11 protein-coding genes are annotated in these 17,153 nt (G+C 34.8%); 2 read left to right on the top strand and 9 right to left on the bottom strand.

All coding sequences use genetic code 11. The features are described from left to right. Positions 1 to 22: 22 nt before the first annotated feature. From ACTJIW_RS20030 to ACTJIW_RS20055, 6 genes are all read right to left on the bottom strand, one after another. Entirely contained in the window at positions 23 to 1,045 is a 1,023-nt protein-coding gene (locus tag ACTJIW_RS20030) for a glycoside hydrolase family 43 protein (protein ID WP_440716827.1), read from the bottom strand. Between the two features lie 231 nt (positions 1,046 to 1,276). Further along, positions 1,277 to 3,088: a glycoside hydrolase family 2 protein gene (locus tag ACTJIW_RS20035; protein WP_440716828.1), complete on the bottom strand. Its 1,812-nt coding sequence runs from the start codon at positions 3,086 to 3,088 to the stop codon at positions 1,277 to 1,279. 199 nt (positions 3,089 to 3,287) lie between these two features. Further along, the gene (locus ACTJIW_RS20040) at positions 3,288 to 4,316 is read right to left on the bottom strand and encodes a glycoside hydrolase family 43 protein (RefSeq protein ID WP_121362017.1); all 1,029 of its coding nucleotides are present in this window, start codon (positions 4,314 to 4,316) and stop codon (positions 3,288 to 3,290) included. Positions 4,317 to 4,594: 278 nt separating this feature from the next. Next, positions 4,595 to 5,767, bottom strand: a complete 1,173-nt coding sequence (locus ACTJIW_RS20045) for a 1,4-beta-xylanase (RefSeq protein WP_440716829.1) — start codon at positions 5,765 to 5,767, stop codon at positions 4,595 to 4,597. A gap of 82 nt (positions 5,768 to 5,849) precedes the next feature. Then, positions 5,850 to 7,373, bottom strand: a complete 1,524-nt coding sequence (locus ACTJIW_RS20050; protein WP_121362019.1) for a RagB/SusD family nutrient uptake outer membrane protein — start codon at positions 7,371 to 7,373, stop codon at positions 5,850 to 5,852. A gap of 16 nt (positions 7,374 to 7,389) precedes the next feature. Then, a complete protein-coding gene (locus ACTJIW_RS20055) occupies positions 7,390 to 10,407 on the bottom strand; it encodes a SusC/RagA family TonB-linked outer membrane protein (protein ID WP_121362020.1) in 3,018 nt (1,005 codons plus the stop codon). Positions 10,408 to 10,797: 390 nt separating this feature from the next. Between ACTJIW_RS20055 and ACTJIW_RS20060 the strand changes: the two genes are divergently transcribed. Beyond that, positions 10,798 to 14,748, top strand: coding sequence for a hybrid sensor histidine kinase/response regulator transcription factor (locus ACTJIW_RS20060; protein ID WP_440716830.1), 3,951 nt, complete (start codon positions 10,798 to 10,800; stop codon positions 14,746 to 14,748). Positions 14,749 to 14,834: 86 nt separating this feature from the next. Here the strand turns inward: ACTJIW_RS20060 and ACTJIW_RS20065 are convergent, their stop codons facing one another. Beyond that, complete coding sequence (locus ACTJIW_RS20065) at positions 14,835 to 15,305, bottom strand: helix-turn-helix transcriptional regulator (RefSeq protein WP_183044606.1); 471 nt, start codon at positions 15,303 to 15,305, stop codon at positions 14,835 to 14,837. A gap of 5 nt (positions 15,306 to 15,310) precedes the next feature. After that, positions 15,311 to 15,829 carry a hypothetical protein gene (locus ACTJIW_RS20070; RefSeq protein WP_433815784.1) on the bottom strand — a complete coding sequence of 173 codons (519 nt, stop codon included), beginning with the start codon at positions 15,827 to 15,829 and terminating at the stop codon, positions 15,311 to 15,313. 185 nt (positions 15,830 to 16,014) lie between these two features. On the opposite strand from ACTJIW_RS20070, the gene ACTJIW_RS20075 reads away from it, so the two are divergent. Beyond that, positions 16,015 to 16,734 (top strand): type 1 glutamine amidotransferase, encoded by a 720-nt coding sequence (locus ACTJIW_RS20075; RefSeq protein WP_440716831.1) that lies wholly within the window; start codon positions 16,015 to 16,017, stop codon positions 16,732 to 16,734. On the opposite strand, the gene ACTJIW_RS20080 is transcribed toward ACTJIW_RS20075, so the two are convergent. Further along, on the bottom strand, positions 16,735 to 17,019 hold the full coding sequence (locus ACTJIW_RS20080) for a hypothetical protein (protein WP_440716832.1): 285 nt from the start codon (positions 17,017 to 17,019) through the stop codon (positions 16,735 to 16,737). It lies immediately after the preceding gene. Positions 17,020 to 17,153 lie beyond the last annotated feature (134 nt).

Genomic DNA, 17,153 nt, shown 5'->3' on the forward strand with positions numbered 1-17,153 from the left:
TGTGAATTTTAAAATGTTTGTATTATTTTGAAGGAATTGCCAGTTTGGTTTCTTCACTTACCGGTTCTCCCAAAACTGGAAATCCGTTAGCATCCCAATCAATTTTCTGCATTCTTGGCGATCTTTTATTACCGCATCCTTCGCCCGGATTTGAGTTGGCGTGATACAAAATCCAATCTTCTTTTCCATCTGGAGATTTAAAAAATGAATTATGTCCTGGCGCATACACCTTGTTTTTATCTGATTGTTTGAAGATGGGTTCAGGAGATTTTTTCCAAGCATTGGCATCTAATAAATTATCACCTCCGTTAAATGTTAATAATCCTAAAGCGTAAAAATCTGTCCAGCATCCGCTTGCCGAAAACACGATAAAAATTTTACCGTTTCTTTCTAAAAACTGTGGGCCTTCGTTTACGTTTACCTGAGGCGGATTTACATCATCATGCAGCGCTCCGTGCGTTTCCCAGTCATTTGTTGGTGCAGAAATCATAAAGCGGTCGCCTTCAATTTCAAGCGGATTTTTCATTTTAGCGATGTAAATATTCTGCTGTCCGTTTGTGTCGCCTTCCCATCCGGCCCAAATCATATAGAGTTGCTTTTTATGTTCGAAGACATTTCCGTCGATTGCCCATTTATCGGTTTTAGCAGCAATTTTTCCTTTAAATTCAAATTTTCCTTTAAACGGATCTGAGGATTTGTTTTCTAAAACATACATACGGTGCGTATTGTTGTCGCCATTATCTGCTGCAAAATAACAATACCATTTTCCGTTGATGATATGAAACTCCGGTGCCCAGATTTCAGCCGAATAATTGGTGTTTTGGGGCGGTGTCCAGATTACTTTACTTTCCGCATTTTTAATATCAGACAAGTCTTTTGTTTTCCATAAAACCAGTTTATTCCCCAATGTATTGGTGTAATAATAATAGCCTTTGTAATAGGTGCTGTATGGGTCTGCACCCGCTGGAAGAATTGGGTTTGTAAATGTTTTTTGCTGCGCAAAACTTATAATTGTGAACAGAAAAAGTATAAGGTATTTTTTCATTTTTAGTTTTTTTATTGTTGGCGTGATTTTTAAAACACATAGAGACATAGTTTTTCTTTGTCTGTAAAAAGGCATTTCATTTTTCTTAAACAAACATAGCTTTCCATGGTCTTGAAAAAATACTTTTTACAGTACCTCTGTACAACTATATGTAGAAACTAGTTTCTTTTACTTCCACTTTTTTAAGATAAAAATATCTATGTCTCTATGTGTTTAAAAACAAATCACTATTTAATGATTCAAAGTATTTATAACTTCAGAATTTATGTTATTTACGGCTTTGAAATCCATTTTATCTACTTTTCTGTCGTAGGTCATGAAACCGTTTACTTCTCCTTCAACATCGGTTGTCTGCGTGTAAACTGCGGCTGAAAATCCTGTTTTTACATAATTTTTTAAAATTTTAGCATACTTGATATATTCTGCCGTTACTTCAGCTTCATTTTTAAATTTAACGTAACCCCAATTGTCATTTGCTCTCCATAAATGCCCTTCCAGCGGAAGACCAATTCCGCCGTATTCGCCTAAAACAGTAACTCTTCTGGCATCATACAAATACATTTCCGGTCCGGGATAATTGTGTAAATCTAAAATATCTCCGGTTTGAAAATGATTCCCGCCGCTTGACGAATTTGTTAATCGGCTTGAATCGTGATTTTTAGTCCATTCTGTAATTTCTACGGTTTTGAATTGTCCCCAGGCTTCGTTAAACGGAACCCAAACCACAATACTTGGATAGGAATACAAATGATCCATAATTTCTTTCCATTCTTTTCTGTAGATTTCTTCTGATTTTGCCGAACGCTGTAATTCTGTTCCGGTAAAATATTTTGTGTTTTGCCAAATCGGCTGATCATCTCCGCTTGGCATGTCCTGCCAAACCAAAATTCCTAATTGATCACAATGCGTATACCAGCGTTCCGGTTCTACTTTTACGTGTTTACGAATCATATTAAAGCCTAATTCTTTGGTTTTAATAATATCGTATTTTAAAGCTTCATCAGTTGGTGCAGTGTATAATCCGTCTGGCCACCAGCCTTGGTCTAAAGGTCCGAATTGAAAATAATCTTTATTGTTTAACTGCATTCTCATGATTCCGTTTTCATCTCGTTTAGATGAAATTTTTCGCATCGCAAAATAACTTTTCACCTCATCAACCACTTTATTTTTGCTGATTAAACGAACTTTAGTCTGATATAAAAACGGACTTTCAGGCGACCATAATTTTGGGTTATTCAAAACAATATCGTTGCTTTCGCCAACAACAGCTTTTTCTTTTGCAATTTCTTTACCACCGTCAAAAACAGAAATTTCAACTAAATCTCCTTTTTCTGCTCCGTTTATATCTGCCTTAATGCTGATTGTATTTTGGTCAATATTTGGTGTTATTTTTAGTTCTGTAATATTTTTAGCGTTTACTGGCTCAATCCAAACGGTCTGCCAGATTCCAGTAACAGGCGTATACCAAATTCCTTCTGGATTTTTAACTTGTTTTCCTCTTGGCTGAGGTCCGTCGTTTGATGGATCCCAAACTTTAACGACTAGTTTTTGATTTTTTCCTTTTTGAATAAATGGCGTAATATCAAATGAAAATGGAGTGTATCCGCCTGTATGTGAACCTACTTTGATGTCGTTTACAAAAACTTCTGTTTTCCAGTCAACAGCGCCAAAATGTAAAAGAATATTTTTGCCGTTCCAGCCTGATTCAATCGAAAAATTAGTTTCGTACCAAAGTTCATTTTTTGCACCGACTTCTTTCATCACACCAGACAGACTTGATTCTGCAGCAAACGGAACCAGAATCTGCCCGTCATATTTTGAAGGCGCAGTTTTGCCAAATTCCTGAATGGCATAATTCCATAAACCATTTAGATTTTTCCATTGGCTGCGCTCCATAATCGGACGGGGATATTCTGGCAGCGGTTTCTTTGCATCAACTTGTTCTGCCCATTTTGTTTTGATTTTATCTCCCTGAGGTTTCCATTGCGCATTTACTGCAAACATGGATAACAAGGCTAAAAAAAGGATACTTTTTCTTTTCATGCTTTATATATTTTAGGCACTTTTTGATAACAAAAAATGCCGTGATTCTTCTAAATCAAAATGAATTACCAGACTTATATCCACATAAGTCTGGTAACTTCTTCAAACACTTAAACTAACTTAACTAACCGTATCTTTAATTGTGAATTGTTAATGGTAAATTGTTAATGATTCACAATTGATAATTCACAATTCACCATTATTTTTTGAACTTTTTCACCAAACTGTCGTATTCTTTTTTAGAGATTGTAATCATGCAGCCGTGGCGTACTTTTTCCGGAAGACTGTATTTATCCCAATCTGAGAAAAAAGTGTAACCTGAGGCTTGGTACCAAGGTCCGTTTAGGTTATCTGCAATTGATAATCCGTAGGAAACTCCCGGATATTGTTCGTAATACATGTACCATATTTTGTCATCTGGAGAAGGAATCAGCATTGGCGCTTCTCTAAAGTTTGGACTGATAGACTGCTGGGGCAAAGAATAAGGTCCTAAAAGATTTTTTGATTTGGCAATTCGGATGGTTTTTCCGGTTGTCCAATATAAAGTTGGGTAGGTTTCGTCTTTAATTATGGCATAATAAGAATCGCCGACTTTACGAATAAAAACATCAATGGTTCCCATATCCCAGTCGAATAAACGATTTGGTGTTCCTTCAAAAGTTTTTAAATCTTTCGACAAAACATATAAAGTTCTTTGACTTGCCCAATAACGTTCTCCGTCTTCTTTTGTTCCTTCAAGATGCGGCGTATGCCACGTCATGATAAACTTTTCTGAATCTTTGTCGTAATATAATTTTGGAGCACCAATTCGCTGTAAAGCATTAGAATAATCAGGCGTGCTTTTTAAATCCGGTGTATAATCTGAATGTTTTTTCCAGGTAATTAAATCATCCGAAACCCAGATGTTAATGCTTTTAGCATCGTCGCCTGTATTTCCTGCGATGTAATATTTCCCGTCTGGTCCTTTGCAAATATCGGGATGTCCTTTGTAATCTTCAAAAACGCGTTTTCCGCTGTTGAGGTTTTCCCAATGTAAACCGTCTAAACTTACAGAATAATACAATCTGCCGTAATCGTTGTGCGTCATGTGCGCAAAAAGATAGGCTTCGTTTTTTGGTTTTTCATTTCCCTTAACTTGTCCCGGCGGATCTGGCTGTTGCGCTTTCGCAGAAAATCCAGCCAAAATTACCAGCAGAAAAAAGAGCTGTTTTATTGTATTTTTTTTCATGTTGCTAAAAATTAAAATGTTTTTGCCACAGATTCCACAGATTAAAATGATTTTTTAAACACATAGAGACATAGCTTTACTTTGTCTGCAAAGGCATTTCATTTATTAAAATACACATAGCTATGTGTGAAAGCGAGCTTTTTCTATACCCTTAAAAAAAAATAATAAAATCTATGTTTCTATGTGTTTAATTTTTCTGCCACAGATGTTAATCATTTTAGTCTGTGAAATCTGTGGCAAAAAATCTAACTTTCTAAAAATCTAAGAAGTCTAACCATCTATTTCTTATTCGCTTCTGCTGTCATTTTTTTAATCAAATCTGTTTCAGCTTTTATGTATGGTGTCCCGTCTGTGTGTAATACTTCGTGAAACCATAATTTTGGCTCTGAACTGTATTCTTTCGTCCAGCTGTCCCAGGCATATTTGGTTTGTGTTTTTCCGTCAACAAATCCCCAGTTAATTATGCCCACATTGTATTTTCTGGCTACTGGTAAAAATCCTTCGAAAGTACTTCCGTTTGGTCTAGCCATATATTCTGTACACAATAAAGGTTTTCCGTAACGCTGTAATTGTTTGATTACTTTTTCGAAATCTTGTGGTGTATTGTAGTTGTGAAAAGAAACTACATCTGATTGTTCAATCTGCATTTTGTGCATTGGTTTCATTTTCGCTTCATCGCTCCAGTCTCCAACCCAAACTCCAGAAGTTAAAGGCTGTGAAGGATTGCTTTCTCTTGCCCACACAAAAACATTTTTTAAAAGAGGCAGAACTAAATCGACTTTGTTTTTGATTTCTACTTTTTCATAAGAAGGTCCTGTCATATTATCCGGCTCGTTCCAAACGTCCCAGCCCAGAATACGTTTGTCATCTTTAAATTTGGCAACCGTTTCTTTTACATATTTCTCTAAACGAGGATATTGTGTAGAATCCTGCAGTACTTTTTGTCCCGGACTCTGCACCCAGCCTGAATTGTGTTTGAATGGTTTTGGAGCGCGCTGTTTTCCTAAAGCAGGAAACGGATCCCAGCAGGAATCAAATAAAACGAAAAGGGTTTTAATGTGATGTTTGTCTGCAATTTCAAGAAACTGATCCATACGTTTGTAAAGTCCTTCTGCATCTTGCTTGTGCAATAAATCGTGCAGGTAAACGCGCATTACATTCATGCCTAAATTTTCTGCCCAGCCCAATTCCTGATCGATTCTTTTGGGGTCAAAAGTATCTTCCTGCCACATCTCTAATTGATTTACAGCTGTGCTAGGATAATAATTTGCGCCCACTAACCAAGGCTGTTCTGCGTACCATTTATTGGCCTGGTCTTTTGTCCAGATTTCTCTTTTTTCGATTACAGCAGTTTCATTTTTTTTCTCTTCAGAATTACTTTTTTTGTTGTTGCAGCTTAGCAATACTAATCCTGCCAACATAAATGTCAGACACAATTTTACTTTTCTCATTATAAATTTTGTTATTATGAACAATCGTTCTTTATGATAAGGGAATCAGATTAATACATCTGATTCCCTCAAAAAATCAGTTTTAATATCCAGAGTTCTGCTCCAGATTTGGATTATTATCTACATCACTCTGCGGGATTGGCATTCTATGATTTTTACCTACCGTGAAGTTTTTAAAATCCGGATCACGAAGCGCAATTTTATCAACTGAAGCCTGAGAATTTAAATCTCCCCAGCGTTTTAAATCTTCCCAGCGTACACTTTCGCCGCATAACTCCAGAACTCTTTCCATTTTCAAACGTTCTAAGAATTTATCGTGATCGTTTCCAATTTCAGGATGTGCAGCTGCTAATGTGTTCATGTTTGCACGAGCTCTTACCTGATCAACATATTGATAAGCATCTGAAGTATTGCCTAATTCATTTAAAACTTCGGCATAACGCAATAAAATGTCTGCATAACGAACTAATCTGTAATTTACCTGATTGTAATAATCTTCGTTATTTCTGTAGTAGTCACGGCTTCCTTTTCTAAACCATGCTTCATCATTATTCCATTCCCAGTTTCTATCGTATGTTTTGTCTCCAAAATCAGCCAGTAATTGAGGGTAGTATAAAGTCCATCTTAAACGAGTATCCAGATTACCATCTTTATTTTTTTCCTGTTTAAAAGCATTTACTAACCAAAAACGAGCCTGACCGTCTGACCATCCGATTCCTCTTGGTGCAAAAAACTGCGAACGATTGCTCGAAACTGCTGCATTTTGTGACTCATCTGTTCCTCCCTTTCTTTGATCTCCAAACTGGATTTCAAAAACAGATTCGCTGTTGTTTTCATTTACATCTGTAAAATTGTCTCTGTAGTTAGCAACTAAACTATACTTTGCTCCTGCACCGTTAATTAAATATTCTAAAGCGGTTTTGGCTTCCGGCCATTTGCGCTGCTGCATATACGTTTTGGCAAGAAAAGCTTTTGCGGCACCTTTATCCGGTCTTCCCAATTGATCTGATGACCAGTCTCTTGGCAGATCTTCGTAGGCTTCGTTTAGGTCTTTTTCAATTTGTGCCCAGATTTCGTCAACCTTTTTCTGCTGAGGTAAATCTGACGGCGTAGACGGATCTAAAACCAATGGAACATCTTCCCAGATTACTGCAGCATAATAGTAATGTAAGGCTCTGAAAAATTTAGCCTGCGCAATAATTTTCTTTTTATCATCTTCATTTTGAAAAGCAATATTTGGAACATTTGCTAAAACCTGATTACATCTAAAGATGGCTTTGTAAGTATCTCTCCATGTTACGGCATTTCCTTCCCAAAAATTATAATTGATGTAATTAAATCTTGTCCAGTCTGCTAATTCTGTCCACGGACTTACACTATAACCTTCATCAGAAGTAAGGTCTAAACGAAAATAAATCCATCTTGCCCACAATCCGTCTTTATAAAACATGGCGTAAATTGAGTTTACACCGGCTTGTGCATCACTTTCAGTTTTCCAATATTGATCTACTGTTATATCATTTGGGCTGTTCAAATCCAATTCGTTTTCACAAGCTGTAAAAACCAGACCCAGAAAAGCTGCTGTTATTATTATTATTTTTTTCATTACGCTGTTTTTTAAATTAAAAGCTAAACTCTACACCAAAAGAATATGTCTTTAGATTTGGGAAAGAACCATTATCAACACCTCTTTCAAAAATTCTGTTATCTCCCGTATTACTAAATTCAGGATCTAAGCCTTTGTATTTTGTAATCGTAAGAATGTTTTGTGCAGATAATGTTAATCTTGCTCTTGTAATTCCTGAATTTTTTAAAACACTGTCTGGCAGATTATATCCAAAACCAATGTATTTCAGCCTGATAAAATCACCGCTTTCTAAGAAACGGTCGCTGTCTCCTCTTGAGTTTAAGGTTGAACCTTTTGTAATTCTAGGAAAATCAGTATTTGGATTTTCTGGTGTCCAAGGCTGGATACCTGTTCTGTAGTTACTGTTATCGTCAAAACGATCTACAACACTTCTAAATCCGTTATAAACAGTAGCTCCGTGTGAAGCGATCCAGTTCATAGAAAAATCAAACCCTTTGTATTCTGCTCCGGCGTTTAATCCCATTTCAAATTCAGGCCATGGGCTTCCTACGATAGATTTATCTTCATTTGTAATTTGTCCGTCACCGTTCACATCTTTAAAACGAATATCTCCCGGAACCGCATTTGGCATAATTACTTTTCCGTCTGCGTTTTTGTAGTTCTGAATTTCTTCCTGAGACTGGAATAAACCATCTGTCTGCAATACGTACCACATACCAACAGGTTGTCCGCTGCGGGTCATCGTGTTTCCAATAATGTTTTCATTTTGACCGTTACCCAAAGAAACCAGCTTGTTGTTTATTTTTGTAAAGTTTACAGAAGCATTAAATGAAACTTCGTTGATTTTTTTGCTGTAAGCCAGTTCTAATTCAAAACCTTTATTTTCTACAGTTGCAGCATTAGAAATTGGGTTTCCGCCATCGTTACCAGTAGTCAGTAAAATTGGAAAACCAAATAATACATCTTCTGTACGGGCAATAAAATAATCGGCAGTAAGACGCAGATCATTATTTAAAACTCCTAAATCTAATCCTAAGTTGGTTTGTTTTAATTTTTCCCAGCGCAATTGTGAATTTGATAATTTTACCTGAGCTGCAGATGGATATAAGTTTTGGTCTTTACCTAATACAATTTGTCCGAAATTATTAACAAAACTTCTTGACTCGTATTCTCTGATATTTCCAGAACCTAATTCTCCATAACTTGCTCTTAATTTTAAATCTTTAATAAATTCTGATTTAAAGAATGATTCGTTGCTTATTCTCCATCCTGCAGAAAGTGACGGGAAATTACCCCATTTATTTCCATCGCTGAATTTTGATGAACCATCACGTCTGATTACCGCATTAAATAAATAGCGATTATCGTAATTGTATTCTAATCTTCCTAAGTAGGATGTTAAAGCGGCTTCGTTTATAAAACCTCCAACAACTGGTGAATCTCCCTGATTTAAAACTTCATAATACTGACCTGTTCCAGAATTCATTGGCAGATTTCTCTTTGTTCCATAAATCTGATTGTAAGTATCTTTTTGGAACGTCTGACCTACTAAAACTGTAATATCATGTTTCCCAAATTCTTTTTTGAAAGTCAGTGTATTTTCAAATAACATCGTTTCTGATCTTCCTTTATTTTGATCGGTCTGAGATGGATCCTGAGGCTGGTTTAATGTCCAGCTTCCTTTTTTTCTCATGTATTTATAAGAATCAAAACTAGTTTCATATCCAAAATTGAAACGGTATTTCAGCCAAGGCACAAATTTTAACTCTGACCAGATGTTTCCTCTAATTCTAAAGTTTTCGTTTGTTGTATTAGAAAAATCAGCAAGTGCCAGAGGATTTGTTCCAAAAGTATCTGCAACACCTTGTTTTCCATATCCGTATCCGCCCGGATTAGAAGCGTCGTAAAGCGGAATTGTCGGCGTCATTCTGTAAACATCAATAATTGGGTTTCCAGACATTTCATCTGTTTTGGCATTACTAATGGCTAAGTTTTCTCCAATACTAAAAATTCCTTTTGTACCGCTTGAGTTTACACGAAATGAAATTCTGTCGAAATCAGTTCCAACAACAGTTCCTTCATTTCCAAAATAATTTCCAGAAAGGAAAAATGTAGAATTCTCGTTTCCTCCGGAAAAACTTGCATTATAATCCTGAATCATTCCTGTTTTAAAAACCGCGTCCTGCCAGTCAGTATCAACTGCCATATTAAGGTTTTGTCTCGGAAGTCCGGCATTGTCATACGCCATATTGTTGTATTTGGCAAACTCTTCGGTTCCCATCAAATCGTAACGAGGCATAACCTGAAAACTTGTTTTTGCCGAAACTTCAACTTGCAGCGGTCCTTTTTTACCTTTTTTAGTCGTAATAATAATTACCCCATTTGCTGCTCTGGAACCATAAATAGCAGCGGCAGAAGCATCTTTTAAAACCTGAATCGATTCGATATCATTTGGGTTAAAATCACGATTTGCCGTTGTTACCAAACCATCAATTACATAAAGCGGATTGGCATTTTGAAGGTTCTTTAAACCACGAATTTCAATATTAGCTTCCTGTCCGGGACGTCCGCCGCCGCGAACTTTTACTCCCGTAACTAAACCTTGTAATCCGTCTGCAACTGTAGTTACCTGTCTTTTTTGAATTTCAGTGGCTTTAACCAGTGCTACAGCTCCTGTAAGGTCTTTTTTCTGCTGAGAGCCGTATCCTACTACTACAATTTCGTCTAGTTTTGTAGCATCTTCTGCTAAAGCAGCATTTATTGTTGTTTTGCCGTTAATCGCGATTTCGGTTGTTTTATAACCCTGAGAACTAAAAACCAGTGTCTGGTCTGAGCCTGCGGTTATTTTATACGTTCCATCGAAATCGGTTACAGCGCCGTTTTTAGTGTTTTTAATGACAACGTTAGCAAACGGAATTGGTTCTCCTGCTGCAGAAGCTACTTTTCCCGTTATGGTTATTTGCTGTTGTGCATACGATTGTTGTAATAATAAACTAAAGAAAAACAAGAGGTAATATCTCTTCTTTAAAATTTGAGTGATCTTTGTTTTCATTGATTTGTCATTTAGATAGTTTTCTTTTTTGGTTGGTTTTACGATTGTTTTTTTACTAATTCTAGTCGGCTCTTATGCGCACAAAAAAACAAATACTTTTACTAGTTGCTAATAATTCGTTCATTTTGTTTCAAAATTGTTAATGGAATATTTTTTCAAACTTTATTTTAAAGACAATGTATTTTTTAAGCCTAAAAATTGTCAATATCATTTATTTGAAAATCCAAAGTAGATGATTTTAATTCAAAATAAAATGCTTCTTTTGTGTCAATTTCTATCTCAAATGATTCAAATTGTATAAAAAAGACGAGAAAAACAGAGGCTTGCAACATTTTGTTGAAAATTGACACGATTTGAATAAGTCCTTGTTTTATCCTAAAAAACACAGCTATGCGTAAATTCTTTCTTTTTGTATTTTTTTTGATTTTTTCAATAAATTTTATTGAAGCACAAGAATATTATTTCAAACATTTTCAGGTTGAAGAAGGACTTTCTAACAACACCGTTTTGACCTCTTTGCAAGATGATGACGGCTTTATGTGGTTTGGAACAAAAGACGGTTTAAACCGATTTGACGGCTATCGTTTTAAAACTTACAGGAGCAATGCCGATCCAATTCATAGTTTAGGAAGCAATTATATTCAGTCTTTACACGAGCATAAAGGCGTTATCTGGGTAGGGACAGATAAAGGTTTGTACCAATACGATAAAAAAACAGATCAGTTTACGGTTTTAAACGAAGCTATTAACGATCGTATCAACGATATTAATCATGATAAAAACGGAAATATCTGGTTTATTTCAGGAAATATTCTTTATAAATATTCGACTTCAAAAAAAGAAACCAAAACTTTTAATCCAAATAAGTATTTTATTGCCACTTCGATTTCCAGAGATGCAAACGGGCAGATCTGGGCTTCTTCCTTAAATAAAATTTACCGCTATTCTGAAGAAAATCTTTCGTTTGAAAATATTCCTGTAACGCCTCCATCCAATTCTGCTAATTTCAGGATTACGGTTATTTATGCTTTAGACCAAAACAATATTGTTATAGGAACGCAAGACGACGGCGTTTTACTTTATAACATTCAAAACAAAACAACTTCGAGTTTAGAATTTTCGACAAAAAAACCTGTTTATGTCCGCCAGTTTAAAAAGAAAGGAAACGACGAACTCTGGATTGCAAGCGAATCTGGGGTTTATGTTTATAATCTAAAAACGAAGTTGAGCGTTAATCTCAAAAAAAATTACAATGATCCGTATGCAATTTCAGATAATGCGGCGTATTCTATAACCATTGATAAAGAAAACGGAATTTGGGTTGGAACGTATTTTGGCGGTATCAATTACCATCAAAAACAATACACGCAGTTCAAGAAATATTTTCCGCAGAAAGGGCAGAATTCTATCAGCGGAAGCGCCGTTAGAGAAATTCATAAAGATGATAAAGGCGATTTGTGGATTGGAACCGAAGATGCAGGCTTAAACCGATTTAATCCGAAAACTCAAATCTTTACTTCGTATTTGCCAAACGGAAGTAAAAGCAGTGTTTCGTATTATAATATTCATGCTTTAATGCCCAGAAAAGACAAAATCTGGGTGGGAACTTTTGAACATGGTCTGGATGTTTTAGACCGAAATTCGGGCGCGGTTATCAAACATTACAGCGCCAATAATCCGGGTTCAGGATTGCGAAGTAATTTTATTTTTTCTTTTTATGTAACCAAAAAAGACGAATTAATTGTAATTACGACAATGGGACTTTATGTGTATAATGAGCAGAAAGATACTTTTGATACTTTAAAAACATTTCCGGAAACCACACATTATACGACTTATAAAGAAGACAGCGACGGAAATCTCTGGGCGGGAAGTTACCGCGATGGTTTATTTTATTACAATCCGAAAACCAAAAAGAAAGAGGTTTTTATTTACGATTATAAAAATCCAAACGGAATCAGCAATAACTCTATCAATTATATTTTTGAAGACAGTTCTAAAAATTTATGGTTTGCTACCGAAAACGGATTGGATTTATTCGATAAAAAAACAAGAACGTTTAAAAAATTTACAACCAAAAACGGATTCCCGAGTAATGTCGTGTACTCGATTCTAGAAGACGATTCTAAAAATTTATGGCTTACGACTTCAAAAGGTTTGGTAAAATTTGGCCCGGATCATAAAAGCATTAAAATTTATACAACCGCAAATGGTTTATTGAGCGATCAGTTTAATTATGCATCGGCTTTTGAGGATGCAAACGGCGATATGTATTTTGGAAATTTAAACGGAATGATCAGTTTCAACCCTAAGAATTTTACCAAAAACAAATACACGCCTTCGATTTTCATCACCAATCTTCAGATTAATAATAAGGATATTGATGCCAACGGAAATGATTCGCCAATTAAACAATCAATTTCGCATATTGATGAACTGGAATTAGACAACAGTCAGTCGTCATTTAACCTTGAATTTGCTTCTCTAAATTACACAGCGCCGGAACTTACAGAATATTGGTATAAACTGGAAAACGTTAACAACGACTGGGTTTATCTGGAACGCAACAATAAAGTTTTCTTTACAGAATTAGCGCCTGGTGATTATGTTTTTAAAGTAAAATCGCTGAATAGTTTTGGTGTCTGGAGCAAAGAAGTAGAACTGAAAATCAGAATTCTGCCTCCGTTTTGGGCGAGTTCTTATGCTTATTTCTTCTATTTTCTGCTGATATGCGGTTCGTTTTATTACATCATTCGTTATTCGCAGAATTTAACGCAGATTAAAAACAACCGAAAAATAAAACATCTAAACGACGAAAAAGAAAAAGAAATCTATCAGGCCAAAATTGACTTTTTTACCAATGTAGCACACGAAATTAGGACGCCTTTGACGCTGATAAAAGGGCCTTTGGAAAAACTTTTGGTTATGGAACACAAATCTCCTGAAGTACCTCAGAATCTTTCTATAATGAAGAAAAACACGTCTCGTTTATTAAAACTGGTAAACGAATTACTGGATTTTAGAAAATCTGAAATTGGCGGTTTAAAACTCACTTTCGTAGAAGCCAATATTTCGTCGATGGTTCGGAATTTACATTTGAGATTCAGCCAGTTGATTGAAGAACGCGGAATTGAATTTGAACTTGAACTGGGCGAAAAAGACATTTTTGCTTTTGTGGATAAAGAAGCTTTCAAAAAAATCCTAAGTAATTTGATGAGCAATGCTATTAAATATTCTACACATAAAGCTTCGATTACGCTTTTTAGAGATGAAAAGAAACTGACTTTAATTGTAAAAAATGACGGAAATCTGATTCCGTTTCATTTAAAAGATAAAATTTTTGAACCGTTTTTCAGGGTTGATAATATGGATACGACTTCGGGAACGGGAATTGGGCTTTCACTGGCACATTCGTTAACGCAGCTGCATAACGGAAACCTTCAGGTAATTCCGGATTCTAAGATTAATATTTTTGAACTTGTGGTGCCGCTCCGTCAGGAAGAAGAATTTATGTTTTATAATGAACCTGAAAAAGAAGAAGTTGAAACGGAATCTGAAACAATTGAAGTTGAAAATAAACACGAAAAAACACAGCTTTTAGTAGTTGAAGACAATGAAGATTTATTGAATTTTATTACGACTGAATTAGCGCCGTTTTATACCATTTTAAAAGCGGATAATGGTGAAAATGCCTTAAAAATAATTCATAACGAAAATATTCAATTGGTTATAAGCGATGTTTCGATGCCGGTTATGGACGGAATTACATTGTGTAAAGAGATTAAAACAAATCTCGAAACAAGTCATATTCCGGTGATTTTGCTTACCGCCAAAAACTCGCTGAAATCCCAAATTGACGGTCTTGAAGTGGGTGCCGATGCGTATATCGCAAAACCTTTTTCAATGGATTATTTAAAGGTTCAGGTAAATAATTTGATTGAAAACAGAAAGCAGATTATGAATTATTATGCGAGTTCGCCGCTTTCGCACATTAAAAGTATTGCACACAACAAAACGGATGAAAAATTCCTGAAAAAACTCGACGAAGAAATTCTGAAAAACATCACCGATTCTGATTTAAGCGTAGAATCTCTGGCTGAAATCATGAATATGAGCCGTTCAACTTTATACCGAAAAATTAAAGACATTTCGAATCTGAGTCCGAATGAGCTGATTAATATCGTACGTTTAAAACGTGCTGCTGAGTTACTTTTAAACGAGAATTACAAAATGTATGAAATCGCCGAAATGGTAGGTTATAAATCGCAGACGAGTTTCGGACGTAATTTCCAAAAGCATTTTACGATGACGCCTTCGGAGTATATTGCGATGAATAAGTAGATTTGAAATTACTTAAATTGTTTATTAGATTCAATAAAAAAATGCGCAAATCAAACATAATTTGCGCATTTTTTATTAATCAAAGTTTAAACTGCTTCGAGTAAATTACGATAATCGTATTTTTTATACTTCTCTACATTTTTCTTTTCTTTATTTAATTCTATCAATTCATTCTTTATTTGAACACGATACCAATATTCAGGTTTTGTATGTGAAAAAGAACTTAATTTTAAAACTAATTCTGCATTAAGTTTTCTCGTCCCCGTTAAATATTTATGCAGATTACTATCTTCCATACCAAAATATGCAGCTAATTCTTTTTTGGTCAAATTAAGAACTTTTAAGTACATTTTTACAAAATCAAGTACTTTTAAAACTTCAATATCTTCTGTTTCGTTTTGAATATAATCTTCGAGTTTATACTGAATAGACAGTAATTGATTCGTTAGTATTCGTTCTTTAGATTGTTTAGAAGAATGCTGTAAAACAGCTTTTTTAATATCTTCTTTCTTTTTGTCATTCCAGATATCTTCAAATTTAATTTCTTTATTTTTCATATCCATTAATTTAAAAATTCAGTTATTAATTTTTGTCCTCCTTCTGGAGGTATCAGCATAGTGGTACTCTCTCCTAATCTTAAAGCGTTATATTTAGCTGAATAAACTTTCATAAGTTTAGTCTCATCTTCTTTAATTTCTTCCAAAACATCAAAGGCCAGCCATCCTTGAAAATGATCCTTCCCATTAATAAAACTCAAACGACAGGCAAAAGCTATTAAACAACCTGCTACATTTTCATATTCTTTTACTATACCTTTATTATGAGGAGCTATTTCAACAAAGGCCATATAAGGCTCAACTTTATCCTTCATTTCAAATGTTAAGCAACCTTCAATTCTTTCAGAAGTCTCTTCAGTAACCAAAACATAAGTATCGAAATTCTTTTTTTTCGAATGTTTTTTAAAATCAAATCTCCAACCGTCAACTAGAGATGGAAGATTTATTTTAAGTGCTTTAGAATTTAAAATTTTAGCATCAACTAAATTATTCCCCTCAATCTTTACTATTTTTACATTCATCATTTGGGCTGATTCATAATTAGCAAATATACAAAAAAAAATGTACAAAATGTACAATTTTAACCGTTCTGTTTTTTAGGATTGTATATTTTTAATTCAAGTAAAATCTGGACTATCTTTTAATAATTAAAAGTGGACTATGGGGATTTTTTATAATGAAGGTAAATTTGCTCTAAATTTTGAATTTGATGAACATACATTTTATACAACACGAAATATTTGAAGCTCCGGGAGCGTATTTAAACTGGGCAAAAGAGAGAAATTATCAAATTTCTTTTTCTAAAGTTTATGAAAACGAACCCCTGCCCGATTCAGCAGATTTAATCGATTTGCTAATTGTCATGGGCGGTCCTCAAAGTCCGAATACTACTTTGGAGGAATGTCCGCATTTTAATGCTGCTGCCGAAATAAATTTGATTCAAAAATGTGTTTCTGCTGGAAAAGCTGTTGTTGGTGTATGTTTAGGTTCGCAGTTAATTGGCGAAGCACTTGGAGCAAAAGTCAATCAGAGTCCCGAAAAAGAAATTGGTATTTTTCCTATTACCTTGACAAAACTGGGTACCGAAGATGAAAAAATAAACCATTTCGGCACACCGTTAAACGTAGGACATTGGCACAATGATATGCCAGGGCTGACACCAGAAAGTAAAGTTTTGGCTTTTAGCGAAGGCTGTCCGGTTCAGATTGTTTCCTATTCTAATCTGGTTTATGGTTTTCAATGTCATATGGAAGTAACCACAGAAGTCGTATCGCTTTTAATTGAAAGTGAAGATGATTTAGCCGCTGCAAGTAAAAAATACAAATTTGTTCAAAATCCCGAAACGATTCTGGCTTATGATTACAGCGAAATGAATGCAAAACTTTTTGAGTTTTTGGATAAACTTACTGCTGCATATAAAGCTCTATAATTATTGCAATTCATTGATTCTGTCCAGTAATTCAAATTCATCTACAGGAAGTAACTGAAGCGCCATTTCGAGCATTAAGGCAATATCTGTGTCTTCATTTGCATTTTGTTCTAATGTCAAAATACATGATTTCAAAATTTGTGTAATCATACAGCTCAATTCAGTATAACTTGTCAATTCAATTTTTACTTCATACCTATTTTTTTCTACCGAAATAGGTTTTAAAGTATTTAAATATTGAACGGCTAAGTTTTTAAATTTCTCTAATTCTTCATTCATTTCCATTTCTTTATTTTTTTACAAACATAAGAGTAAGAAAGCTAAAAAATAGGAACGTATTTATCCAGTCAGATTTAACTGTTTTTGTTTTTCATTAAAAAAACTTAACTAATAAATCTTGAAAATTCTCATTAAAAAAT

This window comes from Flavobacterium sp. 22659, from assembly GCF_052044235.1.
Classification (GTDB): Bacteria; Bacteroidota; Bacteroidia; order Flavobacteriales; family Flavobacteriaceae; genus Flavobacterium; species Flavobacterium johnsoniae.

What these genes read in the sequence shown, in the direction of transcription:
- ACTJIW_RS20035 (WP_440716828.1), bottom strand. Translation starts at nt 3,088, where the DNA reads ATGAAAAGAAAAAGTATCCTTTTTTTAGCCTTGTTATCCATGTTTGCA.
- ACTJIW_RS20075 (WP_440716831.1), top strand. Translation starts at nt 16,015, where the DNA reads ATGAACATACATTTTATACAACACGAAATATTTGAAGCTCCGGGAGCG.
- ACTJIW_RS20040 (WP_121362017.1), bottom strand. Translation starts at nt 4,316, where the DNA reads ATGAAAAAAAATACAATAAAACAGCTCTTTTTTCTGCTGGTAATTTTG.
- ACTJIW_RS20045 (WP_440716829.1), bottom strand. Translation starts at nt 5,767, where the DNA reads ATGAGAAAAGTAAAATTGTGTCTGACATTTATGTTGGCAGGATTAGTA.
- ACTJIW_RS20080 (WP_440716832.1), bottom strand. Translation starts at nt 17,019, where the DNA reads ATGGAAATGAATGAAGAATTAGAGAAATTTAAAAACTTAGCCGTTCAA.
- ACTJIW_RS20065 (WP_183044606.1), bottom strand. Translation starts at nt 15,305, where the DNA reads ATGAAAAATAAAGAAATTAAATTTGAAGATATCTGGAATGACAAAAAG.
- ACTJIW_RS20060 (WP_440716830.1), top strand. Translation starts at nt 10,798, where the DNA reads ATGCGTAAATTCTTTCTTTTTGTATTTTTTTTGATTTTTTCAATAAAT.
- ACTJIW_RS20050 (WP_121362019.1), bottom strand. Translation starts at nt 7,373, where the DNA reads ATGAAAAAAATAATAATAATAACAGCAGCTTTTCTGGGTCTGGTTTTT.
- ACTJIW_RS20070 (WP_433815784.1), bottom strand. Translation starts at nt 15,829, where the DNA reads ATGATGAATGTAAAAATAGTAAAGATTGAGGGGAATAATTTAGTTGAT.
- ACTJIW_RS20055 (WP_121362020.1), bottom strand. Translation starts at nt 10,407, where the DNA reads ATGAAAACAAAGATCACTCAAATTTTAAAGAAGAGATATTACCTCTTG.
- ACTJIW_RS20030 (WP_440716827.1), bottom strand. Translation starts at nt 1,045, where the DNA reads ATGAAAAAATACCTTATACTTTTTCTGTTCACAATTATAAGTTTTGCG.